The sequence below is a fragment of the Pseudoalteromonas sp. G5_S1_14_S5 genome (assembly GCF_054968605.1).
In genome coordinates this window covers 1-216 of sequence record NZ_JBQKUM010000297.1, presented here as the reverse complement: position 1 = coordinate 216, position 216 = coordinate 1, and the positions used below count along the sequence as shown (strand labels likewise).

The following is a 216-nucleotide window of genomic DNA, read 5'->3' as shown; positions in this document are numbered from 1 at the left end:
CGATCAAGATACGACAATCAACAGCCTAGATGATGATGATGATAACGATGGAAAAAGTGATCAAGAAGAAAGAAATACAGGACGAGATAGCGCTCGTCATCCTCATACCATTTTTGATGATTACGCAAAGCAACGTATAGGTGCTCGAGTACCCACGTTTGTGGATTACGAAGATTTATCGATTGACGTTTCTGATCCTCAGCAAAGAAATACACT

1 protein-coding gene is annotated in these 216 nt (G+C 40.3%); it reads left to right on the top strand.

What is annotated here, in order from left to right; all coding sequences use genetic code 11:
* A partial coding sequence (locus ACTRWI_RS22955; RefSeq protein ID WP_499133972.1) for a hypothetical protein occupies positions 1-216 on the top strand: 216 nt, incomplete at both ends.